25 protein-coding genes and 1 pseudogene are annotated in these 24,747 nt (G+C 37.5%); 10 read left to right on the forward strand and 16 right to left on the reverse strand.

From position 1 onward, the window contains the following. Nucleotides 1-96: 96 nt before the first annotated feature. From ABE28_RS19570 to ABE28_RS19585, 4 genes are all read right to left on the reverse strand, one after another. On the reverse strand, nucleotides 97-948 hold the full coding sequence (locus ABE28_RS19570) for a leucine-rich repeat domain-containing protein (RefSeq protein ID WP_064465543.1): 852 nt from the start codon (nucleotides 946-948) through the stop codon (nucleotides 97-99). A gap of 204 nt (nucleotides 949-1,152) precedes the next feature. Further along, nucleotides 1,153-1,440, reverse strand: a complete 288-nt coding sequence (locus ABE28_RS19575; protein ID WP_064465544.1) for a hypothetical protein — start codon at nucleotides 1,438-1,440, stop codon at nucleotides 1,153-1,155. 174 nt (nucleotides 1,441-1,614) lie between these two features. Then, nucleotides 1,615-2,145: a hypothetical protein gene (locus ABE28_RS19580; RefSeq protein ID WP_064465545.1), complete on the reverse strand. Its 531-nt coding sequence runs from the start codon at nucleotides 2,143-2,145 to the stop codon at nucleotides 1,615-1,617. A 235-nt stretch (nucleotides 2,146-2,380) separates the two neighbouring features. After that, nucleotides 2,381-2,725 (reverse strand): DoxX family protein, encoded by a 345-nt coding sequence (locus tag ABE28_RS19585; RefSeq protein ID WP_064465546.1) that lies wholly within the window; start codon nucleotides 2,723-2,725, stop codon nucleotides 2,381-2,383. A gap of 292 nt (nucleotides 2,726-3,017) precedes the next feature. Here ABE28_RS19585 and ABE28_RS19590 point away from each other — a divergent pair, with 292 nt between their 5' ends. The 3 genes from ABE28_RS19590 (at nucleotide 3,018) to ABE28_RS19600 (ending at nucleotide 5,250) form a co-directional block, all read left to right on the forward strand. Next, a complete protein-coding gene (locus tag ABE28_RS19590; RefSeq protein ID WP_064465547.1) occupies nucleotides 3,018-3,584 on the forward strand; it encodes a TetR/AcrR family transcriptional regulator in 567 nt (188 codons plus the stop codon). Between the two features lie 263 nt (nucleotides 3,585-3,847). Continuing rightward, nucleotides 3,848-4,339, forward strand: coding sequence for an RNA polymerase sigma factor (locus tag ABE28_RS19595; protein WP_064465548.1), 492 nt, complete (start codon nucleotides 3,848-3,850; stop codon nucleotides 4,337-4,339). Next, a complete protein-coding gene (locus ABE28_RS19600) occupies nucleotides 4,339-5,250 on the forward strand; it encodes a sigma factor regulator N-terminal domain-containing protein (RefSeq protein ID WP_064465549.1) in 912 nt (303 codons plus the stop codon). The genes ABE28_RS19595 and ABE28_RS19600 overlap by 1 nt, the downstream gene beginning before the upstream one ends. An 88-nt stretch (nucleotides 5,251-5,338) precedes the next feature. Here ABE28_RS19600 and ABE28_RS25860 read toward each other — a convergent pair whose 3' ends face one another. Beyond that, the gene (locus ABE28_RS25860; protein ID WP_257390638.1) at nucleotides 5,339-5,602 is read right to left on the reverse strand and encodes a hypothetical protein; all 264 of its coding nucleotides are present in this window, start codon (nucleotides 5,600-5,602) and stop codon (nucleotides 5,339-5,341) included. Between the two features lie 527 nt (nucleotides 5,603-6,129). On the opposite strand from ABE28_RS25860, the gene ABE28_RS19610 reads away from it, so the two are divergent. Further along, nucleotides 6,130-6,627: a hypothetical protein gene (locus ABE28_RS19610; protein WP_064465550.1), complete on the forward strand. Its 498-nt coding sequence runs from the start codon at nucleotides 6,130-6,132 to the stop codon at nucleotides 6,625-6,627. Nucleotides 6,628-6,719: 92 nt separating this feature from the next. Here ABE28_RS19610 and ABE28_RS19615 read toward each other — a convergent pair whose 3' ends face one another. The 5 genes from ABE28_RS19615 to ABE28_RS25255 form a co-directional block, all read right to left on the reverse strand. Next, nucleotides 6,720-7,193 carry a hypothetical protein gene (locus tag ABE28_RS19615; protein WP_064465551.1) on the reverse strand — a complete coding sequence of 158 codons (474 nt, stop codon included), beginning with the start codon at nucleotides 7,191-7,193 and terminating at the stop codon, nucleotides 6,720-6,722. Nucleotides 7,194-7,845: 652 nt separating this feature from the next. Next, complete coding sequence (gene sda / locus ABE28_RS24685) at nucleotides 7,846-8,013, reverse strand: sporulation histidine kinase inhibitor Sda (protein ID WP_083232158.1); 168 nt, start codon at nucleotides 8,011-8,013, stop codon at nucleotides 7,846-7,848. A gap of 545 nt (nucleotides 8,014-8,558) precedes the next feature. Further along, nucleotides 8,559-9,479, reverse strand: coding sequence for a class A beta-lactamase (gene bla / locus ABE28_RS19620; RefSeq protein ID WP_373921357.1), 921 nt, complete (start codon nucleotides 9,477-9,479; stop codon nucleotides 8,559-8,561). Nucleotides 9,480-9,708: 229 nt separating this feature from the next. Next, nucleotides 9,709-10,578: a LysR family transcriptional regulator gene (locus tag ABE28_RS19625; RefSeq protein WP_064465603.1), complete on the reverse strand. Its 870-nt coding sequence runs from the start codon at nucleotides 10,576-10,578 to the stop codon at nucleotides 9,709-9,711. 230 nt (nucleotides 10,579-10,808) lie between these two features. Further along, entirely contained in the window at nucleotides 10,809-11,072 is a 264-nt protein-coding gene (locus ABE28_RS25255; protein WP_064465552.1) for a hypothetical protein, read from the reverse strand. A gap of 205 nt (nucleotides 11,073-11,277) precedes the next feature. Here ABE28_RS25255 and ABE28_RS19635 point away from each other — a divergent pair, with 205 nt between their 5' ends. Beyond that, nucleotides 11,278-12,168, forward strand: coding sequence for a DMT family transporter (locus ABE28_RS19635; RefSeq protein ID WP_064465553.1), 891 nt, complete (start codon nucleotides 11,278-11,280; stop codon nucleotides 12,166-12,168). Nucleotides 12,169-12,522: 354 nt separating this feature from the next. Next, complete coding sequence (locus tag ABE28_RS19640) at nucleotides 12,523-13,428, forward strand: DMT family transporter (protein WP_064465554.1); 906 nt, start codon at nucleotides 12,523-12,525, stop codon at nucleotides 13,426-13,428. A gap of 269 nt (nucleotides 13,429-13,697) precedes the next feature. Here the strand turns inward: ABE28_RS19640 and tcuA are convergent, their stop codons facing one another. Continuing rightward, complete coding sequence (gene tcuA / locus ABE28_RS19645) at nucleotides 13,698-15,245, reverse strand: FAD-dependent tricarballylate dehydrogenase TcuA (RefSeq protein WP_373921358.1); 1,548 nt, start codon at nucleotides 15,243-15,245, stop codon at nucleotides 13,698-13,700. A gap of 218 nt (nucleotides 15,246-15,463) precedes the next feature. Here tcuA and ABE28_RS19650 point away from each other — a divergent pair, with 218 nt between their 5' ends. The 3 genes from ABE28_RS19650 to ABE28_RS19660 all read left to right on the forward strand — a co-directional run bounded on the left by ABE28_RS19650 (nucleotide 15,464) and on the right by ABE28_RS19660 (nucleotide 19,153). Further along, entirely contained in the window at nucleotides 15,464-16,324 is an 861-nt protein-coding gene (locus ABE28_RS19650; RefSeq protein WP_064465556.1) for a LysR family transcriptional regulator, read from the forward strand. Between the two features lie 46 nt (nucleotides 16,325-16,370). Beyond that, the gene (locus ABE28_RS19655; protein WP_083232159.1) at nucleotides 16,371-17,495 is read left to right on the forward strand and encodes an AbrB family transcriptional regulator; all 1,125 of its coding nucleotides are present in this window, start codon (nucleotides 16,371-16,373) and stop codon (nucleotides 17,493-17,495) included. A gap of 335 nt (nucleotides 17,496-17,830) precedes the next feature. Next, nucleotides 17,831-19,153 carry a CitMHS family transporter gene (locus tag ABE28_RS19660; RefSeq protein ID WP_064465557.1) on the forward strand — a complete coding sequence of 441 codons (1,323 nt, stop codon included), beginning with the start codon at nucleotides 17,831-17,833 and terminating at the stop codon, nucleotides 19,151-19,153. Nucleotides 19,154-19,279: 126 nt separating this feature from the next. On the opposite strand, the gene ABE28_RS19665 is transcribed toward ABE28_RS19660, so the two are convergent. After that, nucleotides 19,280-19,987 carry an SDR family oxidoreductase gene (locus tag ABE28_RS19665; RefSeq protein ID WP_064465558.1) on the reverse strand — a complete coding sequence of 236 codons (708 nt, stop codon included), beginning with the start codon at nucleotides 19,985-19,987 and terminating at the stop codon, nucleotides 19,280-19,282. A 92-nt stretch (nucleotides 19,988-20,079) separates the two neighbouring features. Continuing rightward, nucleotides 20,080-20,682, reverse strand: coding sequence for a hypothetical protein (locus tag ABE28_RS19670; protein ID WP_064465559.1), 603 nt, complete (start codon nucleotides 20,680-20,682; stop codon nucleotides 20,080-20,082). Between the two features lie 813 nt (nucleotides 20,683-21,495). Between ABE28_RS19670 and ABE28_RS26145 the strand changes: the two are divergent. Next, nucleotides 21,496-21,807: pseudogene (locus ABE28_RS26145) on the forward strand (DUF4181 domain-containing protein). Between the two features lie 156 nt (nucleotides 21,808-21,963). Here ABE28_RS26145 and ABE28_RS19675 read toward each other — a convergent pair. The 3 genes from ABE28_RS19675 to ABE28_RS19685 all read right to left on the reverse strand — a co-directional run bounded on the left by ABE28_RS19675 (nucleotide 21,964) and on the right by ABE28_RS19685 (nucleotide 24,574). After that, complete coding sequence (locus ABE28_RS19675) at nucleotides 21,964-22,329, reverse strand: cupin domain-containing protein (RefSeq protein ID WP_064465560.1); 366 nt, start codon at nucleotides 22,327-22,329, stop codon at nucleotides 21,964-21,966. Between the two features lie 326 nt (nucleotides 22,330-22,655). After that, complete coding sequence (locus ABE28_RS19680) at nucleotides 22,656-23,639, reverse strand: glycosyltransferase family A protein (protein WP_064465561.1); 984 nt, start codon at nucleotides 23,637-23,639, stop codon at nucleotides 22,656-22,658. A 371-nt stretch (nucleotides 23,640-24,010) separates the two neighbouring features. Continuing rightward, on the reverse strand, nucleotides 24,011-24,574 hold the full coding sequence (locus ABE28_RS19685; protein ID WP_064465562.1) for a hypothetical protein: 564 nt from the start codon (nucleotides 24,572-24,574) through the stop codon (nucleotides 24,011-24,013). Between the last annotated feature and the right edge of the window lie 173 nt (nucleotides 24,575-24,747).

Genomic DNA, 24,747 nt, shown 5'->3' on the forward strand with positions numbered 1-24,747 from the left:
TAACCTCCCCGTTAGTTCCATAAGAAAAGAACTGCCTTATAGACAGCTCCGATTTCCAGCTAACGCACCCGTTAGTTTAAGTGTATGTCATTACAATTATAAATAAATAATACACCCTTTTTCCTCTAATTCACCTAACCACTTCGGTATGTTTAATTGGTGGTTCCATCTAAGATCCAGACGTTCCAACCCGTCAATTTCCAGCAATGATTTTGGTAATTCTCTTAGAAGATTACTTCTAAGATCAATTTCCAATAAATTCTTCAATTGTCCCATTTCTTCAGGCAATGTAGTCAATTGATTATGTCTCAAATTCAATCGTCTCAACCTTAAACATTTATGTATCGATTGAGGTATATCTTTTAGCTGATTATCTTCCATATCTAAAACACGTAATAATGATAATTCTCCTAAATTTATCGGAAGAGTTGTGATTTGATTATTTTTTACATGTAATTCCTTCAAGTTACTTAACCCACTAATACTGTACGGCAACTCTTTTAATTGATTATTCATTACACGCAGTTCTATAATATTGGTCATATGTCCAAGTTCATCAGGTAATTTCATTAATTGATTATCACTTAGATTTAAATATTTCACTTTGACCAGCTTAGAGATTTCAGGTGGAATGGATTGTAATTTATTGTTATGAAGGTATAAATAATCCTCCAAATTATAAAGGGACCCAATTTCAGGAGGAATAACGTCAATTTCATTATGCCCTGCATCCAGCATCCTAAGTTCTGTTAAATTCTCTATCTCAACAGGTATTTCACTGATCTTATTAACAGATACATTCAAAATTTTTAATCTGTTCATTTTATAAATTTCTGAAGGAATATTTGTTAACTTATTATCAAAAAGGTTTAATTCCGTTATTTCTTTTATCGGTACATCTAAATTAGGTAAAGAGTCTAATTTCATATGAGGAAGATTCAGTTTCATATGTCTGCCTCCCTTTTTTAAAATTCAACATTATTCAATGCTCTTTATGCATTTTTAATATCTTTGCTAAACTAACCTGCGCCTTTAGTGCCATAAAGAATAAGTGTCTTAAAGACAGCTCTGTTCTTCAGCTAACGTACTCGTTAGTTTAAGTGCATTTTTTGACATTCTTATGGTTTGAACATTAAACATTAAAGAGACACTCTAAAAATATAATTTCTTTTTAACACACAATTGAGGATTCGTGATTAATTTAGCTTTCGCTATTCCTCGCTTAAATCTTACATTGTTTAACCATTCAACAAATGCTTTTGCATCATAATTAGGGTGAATTCTTTCCCCATTTTCTAATGCCCAATATTCTGTATTCTTTTCCTCGTCAAAAATCCAATTTAGAAAGTCCTCCTGAATACTGTTCATCTTCCTACCAACTTTTGTTGAACAAGAAATGTGTTGAATAAAATCGTTACCTAAGTCAATTTTTATAATCATAAGATTTGAACTCCTTAAAATCGTTTTGCAAATAATGCTATTATAGCATTCCTTATTCAACTAACCTGCCCCGTTAGTGCCATAAAGAAAAAAAGCTGCCTTTAAGACAGCTCTGTTCTCCAGCAAACTTACAATAATAGAGATTTTTTTCGAATCTAATATTTTCTCACTTCTTCAGCGTCTATTTTGTTTACAAAAGATAAAATGATCATTAGGATTCCAAACGTGCAGATGATCAGCACGGTATCCTCGCAGCCACAACAAGTCGTTAATTCGTCTAAGATAAAAGCCTTTTGGAAAATCATCGTCTTCAGTTAGTATCTCCGACGCTATTGTGATGGAATCTGATGGAGCTTGATGTCGCAGTAATGGATTCCCCAAATAACCTTCAGGCTGATCCAGATACCCCAGTCTTAGGTGAGGTCCCAGCTCTAGTGGACACAATTCAAAACCAAGTTCGCTCGCTTTTTTAAAGATCTGAGCCGTAGTAGCTCCATGAGGAAAGCCAAGGTCACCTACGGTTAGTTCAACGGTCTGAAGGCTGTACTTTGTATCAGAAGTCGTAAATTTATCATCAGCTAACAGCCTCTCTCCATAATCATTCATCAAGATAGAGTATTGTTGTAATTTATGGATAAGCTGCGATTTTGTAAGTCCACCGACCTCTACTGTTCTGATAATAACTGGACAATCAGGGTATAGCAATCGTAAACACTCCTAACATATTGGGTAGATAGGCTGAAAAACCGATATAATGGACTGCGTTTAAATATTCTACAATTTCCCATAAATATCCTTGTTCAACTAACCTGCCACGATAGTTCAGGATGTCGAGGGTTTCTCAATAGCCACAATCTTCCTTGTGGATAAGAAAAAATGCGATCTTCATTTTGAAGAATCGCACTCCCATAGATGAGCAATAAACTAAACTTACTGCCCGTTAAATAATAATAAATAGTAACAAAAAAGAAATTATTCCCAGCAGAACAATCATGAATGTTTCTTTAAATCCATCTTTTACACGTACATGTGAAAGTAATCCTCCTATGGCTGTCACACCAAGTAATAATGCCCCTGCAATTGCGAAATCCTTTTGCCAATAACCAATTATTAATAATGCTGCGCCAATTAACTCTACTACCCCTGTAACAGTACGAAACCACTGAGGTAAACCCAAGTGAACGAATGCTTCGCGGTGCATTTTTGAGCCTGTCACTTTTCCAAATCCAGCCATTAAAAACATTGCAACTAATAAACCTTGTAAAACCCATCCTAAAATTGTCATTATTTCTCCCCCTTATTTATTAAACACAATCGGCATTTGTTTGATATTTTTTTTCGATGTCATATTATATCCCAGTAGAGCTAAGGGGTTCCATTCTTCCCAAAATGCTAAGGATAAGCTTATGTCCAACTGCTATTACCTCTCAAAACGCCTTTCGCTTAAACAACACTTGTTGTATAATTTATTGTAATTTAAGATAATTACTTTCTCAATCATCAGTTTTGTCGTTTTGTCGTTTACACAACAAATGCTTTTAAATGTTGTTTTATCTTTTAAAAAAAGAGGGATTAAAATGGAAAAATCAAAGGTGGACCCACGTATTTTACGAACTAGAAGACTTTTAATTGATTCTTTTATGAAAGTGGTACAGCTCAAAGATTTCAAAGACATTACCATAAAAGACATCACCGATGAAGCAACAGTTAATCGAGCAACATTTTACGCTCATTTTGTAGATAAGTACGATTTGCAGGATGCCGTTCTTTCAGAAAACATATTAAAAAACATCCAAGAAAAATTGAATTGTCACGACCAATTAGATGAAGAGTCCATTACAAAAATCTTCCTTTCAGTTACTGAATTTCAAAATGATTTAAGGACACAATGTAAAAAAAGTTATGAATCATTTAGTACTATGATTGAAAATAAAATTAAAAAAGAATTGGAAACCGTATTTCATTCCCTACTATTAAAACAAGACCTTAAAATTGAAAAGGAAGCCTTAAAAATTGGTGCAGTTATGTTAAGTTGGGGGATTTACGGAGCTTGTGTTGATTGGCATCATAATAGCTCGTTACCAGCCGAGCAATATATAAAAATGGCAATGCCGTATTTATTAAACGCGATGACCTATCGATAAAGGAAGGTTTATACCTTCTTTTTCATTTGTATACTTGTTAAACTTAATTTTACGTTTTTGATTAACAACGTAATGAAACACCTGTTGAACCAACCTGCCCCGTTCGCTTAAGTATAGATTGAACAATCCCAAAAGTAGTGATTGCATTAACCTCCTTTCTGTTAAATTGGTAGGAGGTTCTTAAAGTTGTTTTCAAAATTTTTCAATTAAGTGTATACATTTCGCATTACTTTTTCGTTGTATATGTATAGGGAGGAAAAGTGATGAAAAAAGAAAATGCATTAGCCTCCTACCTTATTAATTTAGGAGAGGAAGTGTTCAGTCTGTTATTAGCGAAAGGTGCCCGAAAAGAAGATGCGGAAGATATAATTCAAAATACCTTTTACAAAGTTTACACACTGTTGGATGATTTGACTGAGAGCAATATACGTCCATGGTTTTTTAGAGTAGCGCTCAATGAATATATTGACTTGAAAAGAAAAAAGGAACAGCACAACATCTACTTAACCGAAGAAATTTATTCGAAATTACAATATACAGACCGGGAGTTCGATGCAGTTTTAAACAAGGATGAGATATTCCATTTATTAAAAAATATCAAAAAAGAATACAAAGAAGCTTTCTTTTTAAAGTATTACTATGATTTTTCATATGAAGAAATTGCAGCTATTTTGGACATTAAAGTAGACAGTGTCAAACAAACATTATATCGTGCACGGAAATTTATTCACTTAAAAATAGGAGGAAAATATTAATGGACGATTCATTGAAACACTCTTTAAAAAAAGCAAAACGAAAACAATTTCTAAAAATCGTCATTACTTCAATCATCGTTGTTCTTATTCTATTACCTATCCTTTATATAACTGGAAATTACTTTGCAGCGAAAAGTTCTTCAAGACTCCACGAACAGCTCTTTTTACATAATTCCATTGCCGAACCAAATATACAAATCGATTCTCAAGTTACGAGCAATTCCTCCATGTTTGGCGGCAACATTGTGACGAATCGTTCCAAAAATATCAATGGCAGTTTAGTACAGTGGAGCACCCTTACAAGTTCTTATGATTGGCTTCGCACCAATATTGATTACAACGAATTAACTCCGGGATTTTATTGGACCGATACGGAATTCTATGAGTATGATAAACAAACAAAGAATAAGGTTGCGACCTTTTATCATCCAGCTATTCATCGATACCATGACGGTGTGCAAAATGAACTAGGGGAAGTCTCACAAATGAAAAATCATGTTGCAGAAGTTGCGATTTCTTTCGATCAGCCTTATACATTAAAAGAAATCCAAGAAAAAATTCCCGATAATCTAAACATCGTATGGTTGTATATGTCATCACAAATCGTAGACGAAAGTAAGGGCCCTGTTGGTGTGCAGGTTTATGGTTTTGATCCATCTGATTCATCGAAAGAAGCATACAATAGCTTTATTGATGCGCTTAAAGAATATGATGCAAATAATCAAAACGAAACAATCGAGAAGTTTCTACATTCAAATAAAAATAAACAGTTTGATCAAGTGAGAATTTTAGGGGCAATGCTGACTGGGCAAACTCAGAATTTTAAAGCGTTAGAAAATCAAGACTTTATTCGCGGTGCCTCTGTAGGTGCTACTGCCCAAATCGTCCCTTATATTAAACCGGAGAAATAATAAGCAGAGACCAAATGAACTTTTGGTCTCTCTTTTTATGTACTCTGCTCCGTAAGCTGTATTTTTTTAGCGATTCAACAGAGAATAATTATTTTATGGAATTTGCTATTTCTACCAATATTTCCGATGTTACCTTATTAGAAATCCTCTTATCAACACTTAACATATATTGCCACCCATCTTTTTCGAAAAGTAAAAAGTTAATTACTCCAGAAGCCTTGGTACTATATATTGCAGTTTTTCCATCATTCAATTTGAAAGTTCGATCAATATTACCTTCTCTAATTTTAACTTTATTTTCAACAGGTCTAACCCGAATTGCATAGTGGTTTTCAGATAGAGCTTTATTCATGTACTCCGCCTCGAAGCCATCATTCACACTACCTTCAAGGTTATTGAACCTTCCGTAATAGTGAGTGAATGGTACTGGAGGTAATTGAATAGGCAAAGAAATGGTATGATTAAAATGCTTGTTACTTTCTTGCAATGCTTGATGTACTGAAGTGTAACCCATATCAGAAAGGAACCTTTCAAACTCTTTACTGTCATTACTTGCGTAAATTGTTCCCGTGAATGAGAAGTAAAAAGGAATGCATAAGACAAATAACCTTAAAAACCTAATAACAATCACTCCCTCACTTTTTATTAAATTAAGATCCCCTGAAGAATTTTAGATACGAGTCATTAGGTAGTGTTTATATTTATTACCGTACAGTACGAAGTAAGAATAACCATATTGGAACTAACCTACTTCTATAGTTTCATTAGAAAAAGCTACCTCGACAATCTCTTTTATTGAACTAAAACGCATGTTCGTTCAAAACATATTCCATTCCATTTTGGGGCAAAGTAACTGTAACTAAAAACAAGGAGGAAGTCATGTTTAAGAAAACGTTACTTGCTATAACTACATTATTCCTTTTGAACATTGTCACACCAACTCTAGACGCAAAAGCTTTAACCTTTGGTGAATTGCCTCTCAAACAAAAATCAAAACAATGGTCGGTCCAAGTAGACAAAGCCGATCAAGGTAAGGGATTAGTAAAACCGGAAAAAGGGATATTCCATACTTATTCTTTAGAGGTTGATAACATTGGTAAGGATGTATTATCGGCGAATATTTATATGTTCAGAAATGAACCTAACACTACAACGAAGTTTTCACTTTTTGGTTGTCCTGATGAAAAGGAATGCAATGAAGAACACTTCGAGAGAGCGATCTCTTTAGCAAAACAAATGAATGATGGTATGCCTTATCGATTTAGCAATTTCCTTTTGGCAGAAAAAGCTACGGAATTCGAAGTGGAAATCATTTGGACTCAAAAGGGGATGGAAGGCAGACCATTAAAAGAGACATTTACATTCACTGCCGATTAACAAGAAAAACACAAAGACCGGAATAATCAGTCTTTGTGTTGAACTAAAGCAACCGTTATGTCATTAAAACAAAAATGTTTTTGTTCATAGCGCTAATCCCAAAAATTATAGATAACCTCTCCAACACTTTTTGGCTTCCAATACGCTATTTGATTCAACTCAGCACTGTTCAGTTCATTATCATTTTCTAAAATAATCTTGCCAGTACCTTCTTTAATGATTAATGGATCAATTAGTTCCTCCCTACCCAAAACCTTATAGAACGGGCTAAACTGTTTCATTAATTCCGGTTCATCAATAAAGTCAATATTCTCAAAATCAACAAAAGAAGCAAAAGCCAAAAAAGGATAATGAACATTAAGCAATATATGCATATGTTTGTTGAAAACTTTAACTTCGGCATTAAAAAAATTCACTGCAATCTGTTGTTCTAAAGACCCAAACACTTGTCCGTTATTCCTTCCCATAATACTAAAACAATGCTGTTTAAATTGTTTTCCATCAATTGTTGGTGGCATATCATGTTCTGCATAATAATAACCCGTTACTCCTTTAGGAAGTATCACTAAACCCCACCCCCATTCATTGTTTTTATAGCTTATAGTTTAACATCGAGGAGGCGCTCAGATTGCCCTGATCTTAAGCCTCTAGCACTCGTTAGTTAATTCATACACTCTCTAATTTTCTTTCGGTTTTTTAAAACTCAAGTATCCTCCTGAAATTAAACCTAACGCCGATAATCCATAAATAACGGATTTAATATCAGTATGAATATCTAAGTTAGATGTAACCAAAGCCAACAAAACAGAAAGCACTGTTACTATTTATGATTTGGATTTCAAGTCTTCACACTTCCTTTCTAGTGGAATTTGCTAGTATATTGACAATGCCTAATACGCGGCCAAAAAATTACCGTTATTTTTATGTTCTTTCTAAGAGCTATTACAAAAGTTACTAGAAGAAGAAACCACCTCTTCCATCACAAGCACACAAGCACAAAAGTCCAAAAGACCATTTTAACACAAAAAATCCATAAATTAGGTTAGGTATCATTTAAAATCAAAAACATGATGCTTAACGATCTATCCTGCCCCGTTAGTCGCAACTTTATTATTATCTGCTCAGCTTGGTTGTCCCTTCCTACCTCTGTTACCAGGTTGAGTAGCACCTCCTTCCACAACATAAAAAGCCATTCCTGTACGGAATGACTTTTACGCATCACAGCTTTAGTTTGATTTTTTCTTGAAATAATTTATTATTTTCCAATTCACGTCTACATATTTCATTTTCAAGTAATTCCACAAAGTCCTTACTATCTTTAAGCTTGGTAGCCGAGACGTAAGTTTCTATCAATAGTTCATCATCTAAACGATTTAAACAATTCATTATCACCCACTCCTTCTGACCTGAAATTGAACAGACTCCATTAGAAAAGACTAGATAACAATAAAATTGTTATTTCATATACTATTTCTCAATACTTTTCTTGAATATATTTACCACGTTGTTATATAGATACAAACCATTATGCCTAAAAACAGTATTTTTTTCACATTAATTTAGATGAAATGGGCATTAATAACTAAACATTCTTCCCTTTCTTGATTCACTATGAAAGGGGAAATGTGTTTTACCTAAAGAATTTGCAAAGTGATAGTTATACGAACATATGAATTGATGACCATTGGGATCTTCGAAGCAGTAAGACCGCAAATGATTAAACCACTCAAAATTTACCGGTGTAGAATTCTTCATTTTATATTCAGGCAGTTTCTATTGTTTTTACTTTTTTATCCACACTCCATTTCATAGCACTACAGATAATGAAAGACTTTCGTATTTGCATGGTGGTTGAAGAATGTGCCCATTACCAACCTTAAAGGCATTAAAAAAAGGCTACTTTACGTAACCTTTTTTATTGCAATCCATTTCTATTCATTTTGGACTTTCAGGGCCTTCATTACTTCTTTTGTTGCCTCAGCAATAAGCTTGTCGTCATACTCAGCATCTTTTTTATCACGACTTGACAGTACGGCAAGAACAATAGGGTCTCCTTTTGGCGGCCAAATGATGGCAATGTCATTTCGCGTACCATATGATCCCGCACCAGTCTTATCAGCCACTGCCCAATCTTTCGGCACTCCTGCACGGATTAGCGCATCTCCTGTAGTATTTCTCTTCATCCAATCAATGAACATTTCCCGTTTCTCTTTTGGAAGTGCATCTCCCAATGTTAAAGCCTGGAGACTGGAAGCAAGTGCTCTTGGTGTGCTCGTATCATGCGTTTCACCAGGATTCACTTCATTTAAATCCGGCTCAATTCGCTCGGGGTTGGTCACATCGTCGCCCATTTCCTTTAGTGCCTTTTTAAATCCAGCCGGCCCCCCAAGTTGTTTAAGGATGAGGTTACCAGCAGTGTTATCACTGTACCGAATAGAAGCATCCGAAAGCTCCTTCAGAGTCATTCCGGTATCAACATGCTTTTCGGTAATCGGATTATAATTAACAAGATCGTCACTTGTATAATTAATTCTTTGATCAAGGTCTTTTATTGACTTCTGTTGTAAAAGCGCTCCTACAGCTAGAGCCTTATGAGTGGATGCATAAGCAAAACGCTCATCTGGATGATACGTTACCGTTTGGTTCGTCCCCGTATCCAAGGCAAAGATACCAAGTTTAGCATCGAATTTTTCTTCAAGCTTAGCAAAATCATGAACCTTGGCAGTTTCTTGTTTTTTTGGTTTAGTTGATTCATCATTACCGTTATTGTTCGAACAACCTACAAGCGCTGCGCATGAAAGAAATAGTATAGGCATGATTTTCCTGAATTTAGTACTTAAAATAGTGTTCAATGATTTCAATGAACGGACACCTCTTTCTAGAAACTTTTTATTTTGTGTTCTCCTCCGCGGGGATCACTAACACAGCTATTCTATCAACTATCCTTCCCGATGAACATGTAACGTTCATGATACCTTCATGATAAGAACCTTAATATTTCCAATGTTCACTTTTCATTACCAACTAGAAAGTGTTTGCTTTTTACACATTTCAATTCACTCGTTAATCCACTATACTCATTCACTTTCTGTTCTTATATGATAAATATTCTAAAAACTTCAGGGAAGCAAGGGAAAGTGTTTTTTGTTCTCTCATTGCAACACCAATCTTTCTAAAAGCAGGGACTTCAAGCTCCTTCGCTATAATTTTGTGAGGAATACGCTGTAGGATCAATTCTGGTAGTATACTGATTCCTAGTCCATTTTCCACCATCGACATAATGGCATAGTCATCCCATGTTGTAAAATTAACATGGGGTGTAATCTGGTGCTTCTCGAAAATTTCAGAGATTTCTGCTTTTGCCCCCTTTTCCAACAGCATAAACGGACTTTCCAGTAAGCCGTTGATGGGAAACCTTTCGCAAGTAGCAAGAGGATGGTTTTGGGGCATCACTGCCAGCAAACGGTCTTGTTCCAAAAAGATTGTTTCAAGTCCTGCTTTTGTCGGCAGCCGCAAAAATCCAAAGTCCACACGTCCATTTAAGATCCAACTCTCTATTTCTGTATAATCACCAAGCAGAAATTCAAAATCTATCATTGGGTAATCCTTCTTAAAAATTTTAATCATGTTAGGGAGCCAGTGAGATGCGACGCTGGAAAAGGTCCCAATACGAATGATGCCGGATTCCAAATCATTCAAGTCTCCGATTTGCTTCATTAAGATTTCATACTCATTGCATATTCTCTTTAGTTGGGGCAGTAGCTTCAACCCATCCGAGGTTAGATTGATACCGGCACGTCCTCTTTCAAAAAGGAACATCCCCCATTCCTTTTCCAAATCATTAATCATCCGGCTGATCCCAGACTGTGAATAGTCCAATATTTCGGCAGCTTTTGTAAAACTGCCCAATTCCACCGCTTTGACAAATGCCATATATTTTTGGATATTCATATCTCTTTCCTCATTCCATCTGATTTTCTCATGCAATCCATGATAAACATTCGTTTTTGTAATGCATGTGATCATGATATATTTTTACCTATAATTATTCAAGTTAGGAAAGGAAACGATGTTTTATGTGAGTGATATTATGGAAAAAGCACGAGACAGCTACAAGTCTCATCTACAAGACACGGTCTATGAATCTTTGACAAAGTGACAGATTCCATTTCAATGGAGGACTATATCAAAAATGGGATGAGGCAATGGTCAAAACGCTGTTCCTCTGCACTAGTAAAAAGAAAGCCTGTCAATAATTTATAACCACCGCAGATCAAGCAATTCACTCGGTATATCGGAGCTGCCACTGTATTTGGCGTTTTAATGGACACGGAAAATCTTGTGCAGGTGGTTTTCGATAAGAATGTACTTTCAGGGGAGTGATATGGTTGTAGCGATGGAACGACAGCCAGTTTCATGAAGGTCAAAACTGCGATGATCGTCAATGACTCCTCTCCTATGCAAAGCACATTCCGAAGGTGATTGACCTGTAGAAAACGTGGTGATTAAAAAGTTTCACTGAAAGCATACGCACAATCGGTGTACGTATAGCTGCCTTCGAATCGTACTCTGGACTTGTGATCACTCATATTAAATACGGATTAAGAACCTTCGCAAAGTACCTATTTCGAAGGTTCGTGGGAGCAGACGATGAAATCCAAACTACAGTTTATATTATCCATGGTCATTTTCGGTACAATTGGTTTAGTCGTTCGATACATTGATTTATCATCGAGCGAAAGAGCCTTACTAAGCAGTTTCCTTGGCTGCTTCTTTTTACTGCTAGTATTCTTCATGATGAAGAAAAAAATATCATGGAATTCAGTTAAATCCAATGCTTTATTTTTGATCGTTTCCAGTATAGCATTGGGGGGGAATTGGATTTTCCTTTATCAATCGTATGACTATACGACAATTGCCAATGCAACGCTAGGTTATTACTTTGCACCTGTGTTTGTGATGATACTTTCTCCCTTTGTACTTAAGGAACCATTATCCATTAAAAAAATGGTCTGTATAGGTGCAGCCATCATCAGTATGTTAATGATTGCAGGAGAAGGAGTGAGTGCATCCAGGTCAGATGATATTCTTGGATTCTCCTTTGGATTAATCGCGGCTGCCTTTTATGCTGCGTTATTGCTTTTCAATAAATTCATTAAAAATATGGGAAAGTTAGAACTGACCATCATTCAGCTTGCTATGACCACTTTACTTCTAATGCCCTATGTTTTCCTGACTGAAGGCTTTAGTATCTTTGAAGTATCAAGTTCCTCGGTTCCTTTTATTTTAATTTTAGGGATCATCAATACAGGGATTGGGTTTTGGCTATTTTTCTCTGGTATGGAAAATTTGAAAGGACAGAGTATAGCCATGTTAAGTTATGTAGATCCATTTGTAGCTATATTGATTTCTGCACTTATCCTGCAAGAGCAAATGACAGTGGTTCAAATGCTCGGTGGTGTATTGCTATTAGGTTCCACGTTTGTCAGTGAAATCAGGTTCATCAACTTTTCAAAAACATCTAATGATAACCTCAGCTGAATCATGTTAAAACGTTTGGGAGATTTACCTCCCGGTTTTTCAAACGACGAAAGTAGTGATAAGATAACTGAAAACGTCCTTATGCTCCTAAACACACATGATCCGTTTTAGTCCTGTCCTTCACAATCCATTCCCGGTAATTAAATTTTCCAATAATCTGATAACTAAAGCTTGCTATTCTTTGCTATGATAAGATTAGTAAAAAAATGGACTAGAGGTGAACATGATGTATTGGACTCCATTATTTGAAAATGATGTACCAAACGTACTCTCCCAATCTTGACGGAGAGAACTTTGGAATGGCGATTTCTCTCCGTTAGGGCAACAAGCCTAAAAAATACGGAGGGTATGAACATGAAAAACACATTAATCGGTTCATTGTTTTTAATTTTAGCTTCAAGTATTTGGGGAGGTATGTATGTTGTCGTCAAAGTGGTAGTGACAGTCATACCACCATTGGAACTTGTATGGATTCGTTATCTAATCGCACTTGTTGCGTTGGTATCCATTGGGATTGTCACTAAACAGAAATGGAAAATCAAAAGGCAACATATACGGATGATAATGACCATTTCGATTGTGGGATACGTCATTTCCATAGTCACTCAAGAAACGGGTACAATGCTTTCCACCGCACAAATGGGCGCTATTCTCACTTCCACCACACCTGCCTTCATGGTCGTGTTTGCTAGTTTAATACTTAAAGAACGTTTGACTTTTAAGAAAGCTATTTCTGTAAGCTTAGCGACTATCGGAGTCATTATGATTGTAGGAATTGACGATATTAACATGTCCAGTATGCTGGGAGGCTTCTCACTTATTATCGCTGCATTGACTTGGGCTTTGATGTCCATACTGATAAAATGCCTGCCTAGTGATTATTCACAGATTGTGGTAAATGCCTATGCTACGTTCATTGCTTTTGTTGTTCTAACTCCGTTGGTCATCACGAGATTACCTAAAATAAATATTAACGACTTATCCGATCCTGCCATTTGGGGAGGCTTACTGTATTTAGGGGTCATATCAACTGCCATTGCATTTCTATTGTGGAATCGTGGTCTGCAAATGCTCCATGCCTCTGGTGGAGGAGTTTTCTTCTTTTTCCAGCCTGTTGTTGGAACATTATTAGGGTGGCTGATATTAGGAGAAACCATCAGTATCACCTTTTGGGCTGGTTCTTTCTTCATTCTTTTAGGAGTCCTGCTTGTTCTGAAAGAGAGACAAGAAGAACGGAACCAATCAAACCTCGATATGTAAAAGGAATTACGCCATTAGCTGGAGGAAGTGGTAAAGCAGAAGCGTTCCCTAAAACGCCGCAGTGCTCAAATAACAGAATGGTATGTAATGGACGTTGCTAATTTAGTTCAGAAGTTTTGGGTGCTGTTACCATAAATCCAAAGAACATATGTGATGTTCTTATTCCCTTCTTCCGCTTATCCTGTCCCTTGTAGTTGAATACGAGACAGCCAAGGACCTTTAAAGCCTTGGCTGTTTTTCATTCTTCCACTTAAACTCTTCAAGGAAACTCAGTAATGCTTAATCGGATCGACCTTTTCTTTAGTATAGTGGGCTGCGGATGAACCAGCTAGTTTGCCAAAGACGGCCCCGGACATCAACCCGGATCCGCCTGGGTAGTTTTCATAAAAAATCCCCCCAATCATTTCACCAGCCGCAAAGAGTCCTCTTATCGGCTGTTCTTCTTTGTCCAATACATGTCCCGTTGCATCTACTTGTAAACCACCGAATGAGAAGGTGATTCCGCACGTTACAGGGAAAGCGTAGAATGGACCTTGCTCGATTCGGAGTGCCCAGTTCGATTTAGGAGGAGTGATTCCTTTCGTTCCTTTGCCATCTTTCTCGGCGGGTCTGTATTCGCCATCTTGTACGGCATTGTTATAGTCTTCAATCGTTTTAAGAAATTGTTTTTGATTGACGGGCAATGAACCGGCCAACTCCGCAAGTGTATCCGCTGTATAATAAGTTGCTTCTTCCAGGTCATATTCCTTACGCAGCATCGGGCGGACCTGTGCATCATAAATTTGGTATGCAACATATCCAGGCTGCTTCAATACCTCACGGCCGTATTTGGCATAGGTGTAATTTCGTAAATCCGCGCCTTCATCAACGAACCGCTTCCCTTCGTTATTAAGCATGATGCTGTAAGGATACGAATGCTTTTTGAAAATATCGCCGGGCTTCGTGAAATCCCCCACTTTTGGTGCGTTATAATCCGTCCCGATGGAATGGCACCCGGACCACTGACCAAATTTTTGAGCCCCGACTGCCAAAGCCATGGAAATGCCGTCCCCTGTGTTGAACTCGGTTCCACGAACAATAGCCGCTTCCCATTCGTCCCCCATATTTTCACTTCTCATTTCCTTATTTGCTTCAAAGCCGCCACAAGCCAAAACAACGCCAGATGTCTCGACCTTCACCACTTCATGATCCTTCTCGACAACGATACCGGTTATGGCGTCACGCTCCAAAACAAGCTCCACAGCTCGTGCACCGTACCAAACATCGATGCCCATTTCTTCCGTCCGCGCAAAGAGGCGTCTCATTAAGCCAACGCCTTTATCCTCCGTCTTGATGGGCAAACCTCCCCAAAAAATGCGCTTGCCGTCTTGCAGGAAAGATTGATTTTCCTCATTCAATTCGAATTTGATTCCTTGATCACGCATCCACACAACCGTTTCATAAGATTTGGAAACGAGCTGTAACGCTAACTCTGGATTGCTTCGTCCGCCTGTTACCCGCATTAAATCACCGTAATAATCGGATTCCGTGTATGCAGGCATTACAATCGACTCGGATTGTTTCTCTGTTAAGTCAGGTATTATATTCTTGATTGCATTCAAGTCATTGTAAGCAACCCGAATGGCTCCATCCGTGAAGAAAGAGTTCCCTCCGCGCTTTTCCACTGGTCCCCGTTCCAATACAAGAACTCTGGCACCTCCCTCTTTTGCTGAGATCGCGGCACATAAAGCTGCGTTTCCTGCACCAACTACAACTACATCATACTTTTCTGCCTTCATCATTTTTACCCCTCCTGTTAAGTAATGATGACTCTTCATATAAATGATAAGGGAAAGTGATGGATAAAAATAATATTGATTTTTTATTCGTTGCCATAGAAAAAGATTATGACTCAACCTATCATGAGTCTCCTGAATCTCTTAAAAAAGATAGATTTCTTTTTTCAATAGTTGTATTATACTTTTAGAAATTAAATCCATTTTAGATATTTTCAAATACATATAAAAAATTTTTATGGTTGGGGGATAAATTTTTTATGGATGAAAAAGATTGGCAGATTTTATTGACTCTTCATGAAGAAAAAAATATAACAAAGGCAGCACAACGACTATTTATTTCGCAGCCCGCTTTAACGTACCGCATAAAACAATTGGAAAAAGAATTTAAAACAAATTTAATCTCAAGAGGAAAAAGAGGGATCGAGTTTACTGTTAAAGGAGAGTATCTAGTCCACTATTCAAGAGAGATGCGCAACCAGCTGCGAGATGCAAAAGAACATATTTCAAATTTAGAAGATAAAGTGAAAGGGACATTACGTTTGGGTGTATCAGGCTTGTTTGCCAGGTATAAACTGCCCCTATTATTAAAAGAATTCCTCTCCCTATATCCCGATGTGGAAATCAGTTTGCAAACGGGCTGGAGCTCCGAAATTCATCAAATGCTTCAAAAAGAAGAAGCGCATCTCGGGATAGTCAGAGGTCCTTACAAATGGCAGGAAAATAAAATGTTGTTTCAGGAAGAAAGGATTTGTATTGCCTCCAGTAAAAAGATCGAATTAAAAGAACTTCCTTTCCTTCCTAGAATTAATTACGAGACAGACCAATCGTTACGGAATACCATTGAAAGCTGGTGGCAGGAAACATTTACGGTACCGCCTAAAATTTCAATGGAGGTAGATCGAATCGAAACATGTAAAGAGCTGGTTCTTCATGGTTTGGGGTATGCCATTTTACCGGAGATTTGCATTAAAAAGGATGAACCCCTGTATACTTTCCCGATTACATTACGTGATGATAGCCATTTACTTAGAGAAACTTGGGTTTTTTATCGGGATGTGACTACCGATTTGGCACAAGTGAAGGCATTTATTGATTTTCTTAATGATTCAAAACAATGAAAACAAGACGAAACGAAAATTGACCTATTACAAAGGAAGAGTATGAATGAAAAAGTGGAATTTACATAATGCAAGCAAGACCATCCAATTTGCCGCTGCCCTGCTTATCGCTTTTACTGGAGGCTGTCTTTTCTCTCTTATCAGGTTGCCCATCCCCTGGCTTCTGGGACCGATGGCCGCACTATTAATAGCATCACGCTTCAAAAACGTTCAATTAATATGGCCCGTTTCCATAAGAAACGCTGGATTGATCATTGTTGGCTATTCGATTGGCATCTCCTTTACCAAGAGCTCACTGGCCGATATGATCAATCACCTTCCCTCGATGTTGATCCTGACATCTTTGATTGTCCTTGTATGTGTATGTTCGGCTTTTGCTATGTCGAAGTATTCCGGCATTGACTATCCGACCTCCTTAACGAGCAGCATTCCGGGAGGCTTGTCACAAATCGTTGTTTTTGCAGAAGAAATGAAGGAGATTGATATTACGACAGTAACCTTTTTCCATGTTATAAGAGTGATCATGGTTGTTTTCTTAGTTCCTCTTTTCATTTTCAGTCCCATTTTTTCATCGGAAGGTACCATCAGCTCAACCAGAATCATGGATCCCGTGATTCCTCGCTGGAGTGATTTATACCCGCTTATCTTTCTTTTCGCCGTTATTTGTTTTCTCGCAGCAGTAATAGGGAAAAAAATCAAATTACCAGCTCCCTACTTTTTAAGCCCTGTAATCGCTGCTGCTGCAATGGGTCTTCTTGGCTTGCACGGACCGCCACTTCCTCCGTCGCTTCTTGATTTATCTCAATTTATGGTTGGCGGTTATATCGGTTTACTATTAAAACCGGAACAGCTCGATCACAAAGGAAAAACCTTATTTCTGGCTTTGATGAACGGACTGATATTAATCGGCGCAACCATGTTTTTTAGTTTTCTGCTGGCCCAGCATTATGATTTATCCCCTATTACGGGTTTTTTAAGTTTAGCCCCTGGCGGTATGGATCAAATGGGGTTGATCGCACAAGAAGTACATGCAGATGTATCAACCGTTACAAGCTATCAACTATTTCGGATGGCTTTCATTTACGCTGCAGTTCCCCCATTACTAAGATTGGTATTAAAGGTAAGTATAAGAAAAAGAGGCAAGAACCAGAATGGAAAACTACATGATTAATATAGCCGGTTTGGGCATAGCTTGTGCTGTTCCCACCAGCTAAAACAACAGGAAAAAGCGTTGCTCAAGGATACGGAAAACGATTTATGAAGACAAGAAGGTCATCTTCCACAACATGTGGATGATGACCTTCTCTTTTTTTCAGGATAAATTTTTTTGATAGCGATGCAAAAAAAATATGTATTTAACTTATTGTTCTCCCTGTATTACCTTTAATAAAGAAAAGCGCATATACACAGTGTAAAACTGGATAATCCATCCGTTCATTTTTCCATTAGCCGTCAACCAACCAGAGATCGATTGAAAGCGCATTCATTATTAGGAGGGATATAGTAATGTTTCTAACGATTTTAGGCATCTCCATGGTTATCGTTTTTACCTATTTGATTATGTCCAAACGCTTGTCTCCCATTGTTGCTTTAACAATAGTTCCAATCGTTTTTGCGGCACTTGGCGGTTTTGGAAGTAAAATTGGCACGATGATGATGGATGGCATTAAGCTAGTCGCTCCTTCTGCCGCACTATTATTATTCGCCATCATGTTTTTTGGCATTATGATAGACACGGGCTTATTTGACCCGCTTATCAAAAAAATATTGGAAGTGGTCAAAGGAGATCCCGTCAAAATTTCGTTGGGTACCACCATACTTGCATTACTGGCGGCCTTGGATGGAGACGGAACAACCACGTATATCATTACGGTTTCAGCTATGTATCCCCTTTATAAACGCATCGGCATGAATCCTTTGGTTTTAGCCACAGTAGCCATGCTGGCTTTAAGTGTCATGAGCGGCATGACTCCCTGGGGCGGTCCTGCTACACGGGCCATTGCCGTGTTGGGACTCGATGCATCCGAATTTTTTCTTCCGCTTATTCCCACCATGATCGGTGGCGCTCTTTGGGTATTGTTCGTCGCCTTTATTTTAGGGAAAAAAGAACGCAAACGACTAGGTGTCATACAAACGGAAGAGTTAAATAGTGAAATAGCCGCTGCAATAGAAAAAGAAGATATTGAAACTTCACCATACATGAACCTTAAACGTCCTCGTTTTTTGTGGATTAACCTATCGATCGTTGTAGGGATCATGGTCACTCTTATCATGGGCTTGGTGCCTTCCCCTATTTTATTCCTGATCGGTTTCACGATTGCTTTAACGATGAACTACCCCGATTTGGACATGCAAAAGAACCGTATCCTGGCTCATTCCGGAAACGCCTTGATCGTAGTTCTATTAGTTTTCGCGGCGGGAGTATTTGCAGGAATCTTTTCCGGCACAAAAATGGTGGATGCCATTGCGAATGGGCTCGTTGCGATAATACCAGCTTCATTAGGACAGTTTTTCCCTCTCATTGTTGGCCTTACAAGTATGCCCTTCACTTTTGTTTTATCGAATGATGCCTATTATTTTGGCGTTCTCCCCATTCTTGCGGAAGCAGCTACAGCCTATGGAATCAGTCCGTTAGAAATTGCCAGGGCCTCCATCTTGGGACAGCCTGCGCATTTGATGAGCCCGCTTGTTGCATCAACCATCTTATTAGTTGGTATGGTAGGTAAAGACCTCGGGGAATATCAGAAATTCGCTTACAAATGGGCCATCTTGACAACGTTAGTTCTAACTGTTTTAGCCATAATCAGTGGTGCCATTTCTTTTATGTAAACAAATGACCTTACAGACTTGTTTGTAAGGTCATTTATCATTTTCATTCTAACTTTATATACATTGTATAGAAGCATCTTCTACGCATTAACGAATATCGTTATACTTACTCTTCTTATGGAAGATTTACCAATCAGTTGGTTTTCCATCTCTGAAGAACCCGCCATTCGGTCCTTCAGGTCCAATCGTCGCTAACCATATAATGGCTTCAGCGGCTTCCTTTGGTGAGCTTGACGCGTACGGGCCCCCCATATCCGAACTTACCCATCCAGGATCGACCGCGTTTATTTTGATATCTCCTTTAATTTCCGTAGCCAACAATTGCGTCATTCCATTCAAGGCAAGCTTGGATACCTTATAAGCACCTGTTCCTTGAACGGACATCTCTCCCATTGATCCAAGCTCCGAAGACACATTAATGATTCTCCCATAGCCTCGCTTTTCCATGAGCGGAATGAAGGAGCGGATGACAACGTAAGGGCCGAAGAAATTAGTTCTCATCGTTTTCTCCAGAATGGAAGGATCCATGTTAATCAACTTTTCATCCCCATCTACATAAATGCCGGCATTATTGATCAATACATCCAACCTTCCATACTGCTCATTAACTTCAATCGCAGCTTGTCTGATGCTATCTTGTTTGTCCACATCCATCATCACATATGATACATCCAGATCCAATGCCTTCAGTTGTTCCACAGCTTCGTACCCCTTTTGGGAATCGCGACTAGACAGTATCACCTTAAACCCCTTCACAGCCAGTTGTTTAACCAGCTCATATCCAATTCCCCGGTTCCCGCCCGTAACAAAAGCAATTCGTTTATCACCTATCATCCAACTCCTCCTTTTCTTTTCTCCATCATGAAGATCATGCTTCCTCATCTACCCCGTTATTTCCGAAGATGAAGTAACGCACCCGTGGTTCATCATTCTATATGGATAACAATTTCAAGACCCGTTGGATATTCCGTAAAACTGTCGCTATATTCTTTAAAAACTAAGTCCATGCTTGTTAAATCGTCTGGTAACGGTGGAGAAACATTGAAGTTATATGTATAATGTCCTGTCAATCCTCCTGCCTGGTCCAACCAACAGTCATATTGTTCCCCTAAAAACAATCGAAAAGTATGATGAGGCTGCACGTCCATCGGTAAATCCCTTGCTTCATCCCAATCGATGTGAAGTTGAATTACACTCGCATTCTCATACTGTCGAATAACGGTTACCGAATAGATCTTATCGTCATTTTCTACTGATTTTAAAATCGGTATGTGTTTTCTGAATCCAGCCGGTTCTATACGAGGCTTAAAGTAGTGGTCCGTTTTCATTGACCAGAATAACGACTTTAAAAAATCTTCATACAGATTATACTTTAAACCCCACTTAGAAATAACATCCTCAGGTGGAAAGCCTGGGTTGTCGTTTGATATGTCCTTCCGTTGTCTTAGTAAGGCACAAAGTTGTTCATCTATTGAATGAACCCTTTCGTCATAATGCTCGATTGGCTGTTCGAATGGCATTCGTTTCATGGTATCCCTCCTCATTTTATTTCAAATGCAACTCCTTAGCTGCTTCCTTTAATTTGATATCAATTTCAGAGTTCGTCCCCTTAAAGAGTGTAACGCTGGGAAGTGTAAAATCATAATCCTCTCCAAAGCACCCTGTTAAAGAAAAGGCCAATAACAATCCAATAAATAGCTCCACATAACCATTTATACATGTTTCCTCTTATGAATCGGAGCTCATTAAGCCTTACACCCTTAGATTTCCTTAAAAAGGGCTGACCTGCCCATTTCGAAGTACAGCATCTGGGATTCTATAAAACTAGCTCGAGCAAAGTCTGACGGAAATGTGACGGTACGAAAAATTAATTATAAACGTTCGATCTGCTTTGTTTCTTATGTTGGGATAAACGATAAAGGCCAGTAATGAGGTAGTACAGAAAGAAGTAACCAAACAGAATAATGGTAGGTCCTTTATTGGCGAAGATATTTATAAAGATAAAACCCGAAATGAGAAACGTCAACGAAACTATAAAATTGAATGTATAACTTTTATTATTCACTGAAATCACCTCTAACTAATTTTACCATTAATATACTTTTTTAGAAATGACCTGCACATCATGAAGAAACTATGTTGAACTTTGGCCGTTATACAACTTACATTTCTTTTCAAAAGACGGTTTCAGTAAGTTGTCTATAGCTGCTGGTTGACAATGCATTTTAGATTGATTTCCTCCATTACACGACTACAAAAAAAGGATATACTGCTAATAGTGGGGGCAGGTGAGTTTTTCGTTAAATTATTTCATTTTCATGTTGATCTTTTTGATCGTTTCCATGGTGTTTGAACGTTTGTTGAGGAAGAAATTGAAGATTCCTAAAAGGAAATGGACGTTCTATAAAGGGGTCAATCGATTTCAGAGATGGATTGAATTGGCTTTACTAATAGCTTTTTTAATATCAATATAGGTAGTTGATAATCTTTACCTTTGGCTAATTGGCTATTTTGTCATCTCAGCAATTTTTCGTGCTTTCATGGAATGGAAATTTAAAAAAGATGAAGATAAGGAATTCATTTTAACTTTATACAATCTTTTTATTTATCTTGTTATATGGATTGTAGGCCTTTATATTCTTCAAGTGAACTAATAATCAATAAAGCTTAACACCCCGTTCTAGAGTCAGGACGGGGTTAAAATTCAGACAGAACTATTCATGTGTTGTCCCTACTGGTTAAGGCGAAAGTAAAGGCAACCACAATTACTCCAATGTGTTCATCCAAAGAAAGTAACTCGAATCCTTGGATTAAATCCATATATTATTTTCAGCAGTTAGTTTGACATTCGTTTCACCAGTGTTGACTACACCTTTAGGCTCTATCAGCATTATATGGCATTCATTTTCAGCATACGGCTTATGCTCCACGCCTTTTGGTATCACATACATTTCTCCTTTGGAAAGTTTAACCTCCCCATCTCGGAATGCGATGGACATTTCGCCGTCCATCACGATGAATACCTCATCGGTGTCTTTATGATCGTGCCATACAAAATCCCCCAGAATCTTAACTAGCTTAATCTGATAGTCGTTCATTTCACCAATGACTTTGGGCGACCAATGTTCACTGAATTTGGATAATTTCTCGCTTAGATTAATAGCATTATAATCGATATAAATCCCCCCTGAGATATTCTCACCCTTTTTTCACATGATGAATTAATAACCATTTCGATAAAGATCTCAAGTCTCCACGGCGTTCAAATAATAAAAAAAGGGCTATGAATGGCTAATATGAATAAAGGAACATAAATGTATGTATCGTACCTTTTGCCACATTCACAAGCATCCTTCCACTTGCTTGACCTTTAAGTAGGTGGAACATCTGGGAATTACATGTTTCCATCTGGATAAGTTTATCCCCCCGAATAATAAAATGGGAGACAGCAGGGCCGTTGGCAGCACATATCATATATGTCCACACGTTTATAAAACTAACATTATTTTATTTTTAAATACTCGGTAAACAAAAGATAGTCTTTATTGCAAAGGAGTAATGCCGTATAACGTTTATATCCAGTCAATAAGGGTGTTATTATGGCTCCTTCATACTCATTAAACAAACGTAATAGGATTGCAAATGAATGATTCCTCTCCATTTCAGTTCTATTTCGTTTAAACTCATTGACTATATCAAGTGTTAGTAATCTGTCCCAATAAATTCTATACGCTTCTGTTCTTTCCTTTTCCGTGATTCGGGCATTTTTTATAACTTCAAATGTTTCAAATAAATACTTATAAAATTCATCCACTGGGATGACGCCGCCGGTTAAATGAGTTTTATTCTCAGTATTAATATGTCTCACCCAATAGTAACAAGGGGAATCAGCATATATACTAATTTTTTTAGTGTGTAAATAAGCACTCATCGCAACGGGGTGATCTTCTGCCATGCTTATATCATTTCTAAAACGTACATTCAACGAACGTAGATATTCAGTTTTAAACATTTTCAATACGGACATCGTGTCTTTTACTAGCGAATCAAAAAAATTCGTGTTTATTTGCGTACTTTTAAAGACATATACAGGCACTCTGCGATTGACGCCTTCATATTTTCCAATAATAACATCTGAATCGTTTTCTTTACCTAATGTATACATATTCGAAAGGGAATTCTCAGCAAGATAATCGTCAGCATCGACAAAGAAAATATATTCGCCTTCGGCTTCATCGATAACTCGATTTCTAGCGGTTGATGGGCTGCCAGTATTTTCTTGGGTTAGTATTTTTATATTGCCATTTTCCCTATACTGTTTTTTATAATCCTCAATGATTTTCACTGTATCATCCGTTGATCCGTCGTCGACTATGAGTACTTCGACATCCTGAAAAATATCTGTCTGAGACGTTATACTATCCAAGCATTTTAAAATATTTTCACTTTCATTGTAACAGGGTATTCCAATTGTAACCTTACGCATAACCACTTCTCCTTAAAGCCTATAAACTATATCGTAATAAACTGAAGTCACTTTCCTTTCAAGTCTACTTAATAGATGAACTTCCTTTTTTCAATTCTATTATAAGTTTATGATCTGGCATTTTATATATTCATTACCACGTTATCACAAAAATACCATATTTGCACATAACAGCCATACAATATTCCCATTTTATGAAAGACTGGTCCTAGGTCCTTCTGGTAGCTCACGTCTAAAGCTACTACACAACTGATCGTTGAACAAGAAAAAGCCACCTTGTTCGGCAGCTAATCTTGTTTCTATTATAAGGTCTTCTTTAGACTGTCCATTTGATAGGGCACGATTCAATAACAAGATAGACTTTTTCGTTATTAATATTCACTTACATAATAACTTTTGTATGCTAACTTGTTATTTTCAAAATCCATATCAACATATGTGTCAGTAGTGTCACTGTAACGGCTCCAAGTATAATCCTTTTCGGTAATGCCGTCATAGGTGTATGTTGATTCTAATTTCATATATTCACCTGTGATAGATACCATTTGATTATAAGTCATACCTTTTTTCACATTCGTATATTCATTGAAAGTTATACCATTTTTAATGGGAGTAAAGAAATATCCTTTGGCTGTTTTTGTATGTTTAACCCACTTTGTTCCTGATTTATCATAATCGACAAAGGTTACTGTAGCATATGAAAAGTTTTTATTTGTTGCATATGGAGTTAACGTTACAGCTTTCGTAGTTTTTGCATTAATTGTATTACCTTTATAATCCTGAACCTTATAGGTAGTACCTACTAAGGAGCTCTTATAGAAAGTTGAACCAGTCGGCTTTGTTAAAGCTGCAGCTTCTCCTTTATTTGCCCCAACTCCTGCCAGTAATCCTAGAGATAATGCGCCTACAGTTATTGCCTTCGCTAGTTTTTTCATCTTTATTTTTCCCCCAGCCCGCTAGTTCTTTTGATTTTATATGTACATTTGTAGTATATCTATTATTATTAACATAATCTACCTCCCAGACTGCTTAACAATCCATGCTATGGCACAAAACGGACCAAGCCCTGGTGGACGATGATTTTATTAAGCTGACGTTATCTAGACCT

The organism is Peribacillus muralis (genome assembly GCF_001645685.2).
GTDB lineage: Bacteria > Bacillota > Bacilli > Bacillales > DSM-1321 > Peribacillus > Peribacillus muralis_A.